General features: G+C 44.2%; 3 protein-coding genes and 2 tRNA genes. 1 reads left to right on the top strand and 4 read right to left on the bottom strand.

Features of this window, described 5'->3' with window-relative positions; translation table 11 throughout:
- Positions 1-695 (top strand): NifU family protein (locus WA010_RS04330; protein ID WP_422555928.1); only part of this gene is annotated, 695 nt, incomplete at its 5' end.
- A 111-nt stretch (positions 696-806) separates the two neighbouring features.
- Here WA010_RS04330 and WA010_RS04335 read toward each other — a convergent pair.
- The 4 genes from WA010_RS04335 to WA010_RS04350 all read right to left on the bottom strand — a co-directional run.
- Positions 807-2,273, bottom strand: a complete 1,467-nt coding sequence (locus WA010_RS04335; RefSeq protein ID WP_422555929.1) for a PhoH family protein — start codon at positions 2,271-2,273, stop codon at positions 807-809.
- Positions 2,274-2,379: 106 nt separating this feature from the next.
- A tRNA-Met gene (locus tag WA010_RS04340) sits at positions 2,380-2,456 on the bottom strand.
- Positions 2,457-2,465: 9 nt separating this feature from the next.
- A tRNA-Gln gene (locus WA010_RS04345) sits at positions 2,466-2,540 on the bottom strand.
- A 57-nt stretch (positions 2,541-2,597) separates the two neighbouring features.
- Positions 2,598-3,177, bottom strand: a 580-nt coding sequence (locus WA010_RS04350; protein ID WP_422555930.1) for a DNA cytosine methyltransferase, incomplete at its 5' end; no start/stop codon positions are given.

Below are 3,177 nucleotides of genomic sequence, written 5' to 3' on the forward strand. Positions count from 1 at the left end.
TCTGTATCGGTAAAACGGTTCAAGAAGCGGTTAAAATCACCAATATCGATGTTGAGATGGCACTTCGTGATACTCCCGATGTTCCAGCCGTTCCGCCTCAAAAAATGCACTGTTCCGTTATGGCGTACGACGTTATCAAAAAAGCGGCAGGGTTGTATCTCGGTGTCGATGAATCGAGTTTTGAAGATGAGATTATCGTATGTGAATGTGCTCGTGTGAGTTTGGGAACACTTCGCGAAGTAATCCGCCTCAATGACCTTAAAACCATCGAGCAAGTAACTGATTACACGAAGGCAGGCGGTTTCTGTAAATCGTGTATCAAACCGGGCGGACATGAAGCTCGTGAGTACTATCTCGTTGATATTTTGGCGGATGTTCGTGTCGAGATGGATCAAGAGAAAATGCGCAATGCGGCAGATGCGGGAAGTCACGGTGATTTCGAAGCGATGACGTTGGTTCAGAAAATCAAAGCGATTGATAGTGTAGTAGATGAATCGATTCGTCAGTTTTTGATTATGGATGGTGGTAATATGGAAGTTATCGATATCAAAGATTCACCGGATTATATCGATGTTTATATTCGCTATTTGGGTGCGTGTAATGGGTGTGCGAGTTCGAGTACGGGGACGTTGTATGCTATCGAAGCGACACTCAAAGAGAAGCTTTCACAAAAGATTCGCGTTTTACCAATCTAAATTCCTTTCCGTTCGTGGTGAGTTCAAGGAAACATCGCTTTGCGAGCGGTACCCTTGTTTTGTCGAACCATGAACGACCCTTCGACAGGCTCAGGGCGAACGGAAAAATCCCTAAAAATTCTTATCAAACCAATCTGCAACTTGACTACGAATTGTATGTCTCAACTGAATCCCCGCGATAAAATTATTATGCTGTGCTTTGTTGAGTAAACTCACCAGCGCATTACGTCGTTTCGAGAGGAACGGATGGTCGATCTGTCCGGGGTCACCCATAATGACAAGGCGTGTCTCATCTCCCATACGGGTTCCGATAAGTTTGAGGGTAGCGTTGGTCATGTTTTGCGCTTCGTCAATGATTACAAACTTTCTTGAGATCGTCGTACCGCGCATATGGGCGATATCCATTACTTCGATATTGTATTTTTTCATAAACACTTCAGTGGCATTTTCCCGTTTCACCGAGTTTGTATTGCCGGTATACTCGACGCGTGCATCGATGGAACGTTTGCTTTGGTACTCGATGGTAAAGTTGACAGCAGCATAAAGGGGATACATGAAAAAGCTGAGCTTTTGCTCCTCATCCCCTTTTCGGAATCCTAGCTCCGCTTGTTGATCGTTCGAGGTAACAGTATTGCGGGCATAAACGATCCCCTCGACAATCCCCTCTTCGACCAGCTCTAGCCCTGCTTGCAACGCTACGAGAGTTTTACCCGATCCGGTAGAACCGGCAACGACGGTGACGTAGTTTTGGGGATGGGTCATCATCGCATAATAGAACTTTTGCTCCAGATTCAGAGGACGGACAAGCTCTTCGTTGAAGTGTTCCCCGAAACGACGATCGAAATCACACCACTCGATTTGGTTGTTGAAGCTGAATGCGTGACGTTGGATTCCCGTTTCATACATCTCGGAGGTGGTGCTGAGTGCCTTTTGAACAAAGGTGATTTGGTCAAAATTATGGTGTTCGACACTCTCAGGGATAGCAGGAGTCTCTTCGTACTCATACGTATAGGTAAAATCGATTTGCTCCGGCGCTTCGACACTGCTGTTGCGGATACTTTGGGTTCGGATTCCCCGGATTTCTGCGGCGATGCGAAACGACATATCGTTGCTGAGGAGGGTCAAATCATAATCGTCGGCAATCTCAGCGATTTTAGCGTCATTGATCCCTTTTGGCTCGGAGAAATTATGAGAAACTCGGTAATTTTCACGGTGAACGATAAAGAGATCGATGAGGTTGGCCTCTCCACCATGCAGTGAGCGGTCAAAATTGAGAGCTAGCCGATAGTAGCGGTCATTTTTACACGCATCCATATCAACATGGTTGCGGACACATTCGGGAAGTTCGATAAAGCTGATCGGTTCCCCCCACGCCGCATCGGCAAGACGGAAAAACTCCCGTGCCTGAAACCCCGCTTCGGAGCGCATATCGTCTTTTTTGCTGTTGAGTTCGGCTAAAACGACGTTGGTGATAACGACACCGTTATGGTTTTCGTCACTGATTCGTAAAATGTTGGTGGGATCATCTAAGATAACGGAGGTGTCGAGGAGGTAACAGTTTTGTGTTGAACCTATCACAAAGAACCCTTTTTGTAGGAATCCTTTATGGTAGCAAAACTAATCTTAAGCGTTGTAATTATTGTGAAGTGGATGTTGAATATTTGGGAGGGAGTTAATTAGTGATTGGTTGCGGAAGCAGGATTTGAACCTACGACCTTCGGGTTATGAGCCCGACGAGCTACCGGACTGCTCTATTCCGCGGTATAAAAGTGGATGGGGTAGTAGGACTCGAACCTACAATCTACAGTACCAAAAACTGTTGGCATACCATTTGCCTATACCCCAATCAATTCTAGGTCGCATTATAGACTCTTTTGCTCTCTTTGTCCAGTCCTTGTTCGGTTATGAGGCGCTATGCTCATTTTTTAAGGAGTTGTTTTGTTCTACAATAGATTTTTCTACTTTTATATCGGTTGTAACAGCTGCTTTTAGGGTATCATGTATTTGTTTGGCTAAATAATAAGCTAAATTAGGTGGTACCGCATTACCTACCATTTTATAGCCAGCACTCAAGTTATCATAATAAAATTTGTGTGTATCAGGAAAAGTTTGTATCCGCGCACATTCTCTTACGCTGAGGCGTCTATAGAGATGTTCGTGTTTAGGGACAAATATTCTTTTGTTTTGTTCTACAAATTCCATTTTTGGAGCAGATGGATGCAGAGGTGCATGTCTTCCTCCCGCTTGAATGGTAAAAGAGGGCTCATTCCACTCCCTAACCCTGTTGCGAGACATGTACATGGTTGAAAAACCGCCAATCATATACTCATGATTCTCTATGGCACAATCATTTCCATGTGTATAGTTCTTATCTTTAGCCGCTAAAACATTATCTTTTAAATCCCAAATGACATCTTTGAGAAATCTTTTTTTAGGGAATTCCTTAGGGAATTCAAATTTAACATTCAAATCATTTCTGAAG

The sequence above is a fragment of the Sulfuricurvum sp. genome (assembly GCF_049305995.1).
GTDB lineage: Bacteria > Campylobacterota > Campylobacteria > Campylobacterales > Sulfurimonadaceae > Sulfuricurvum.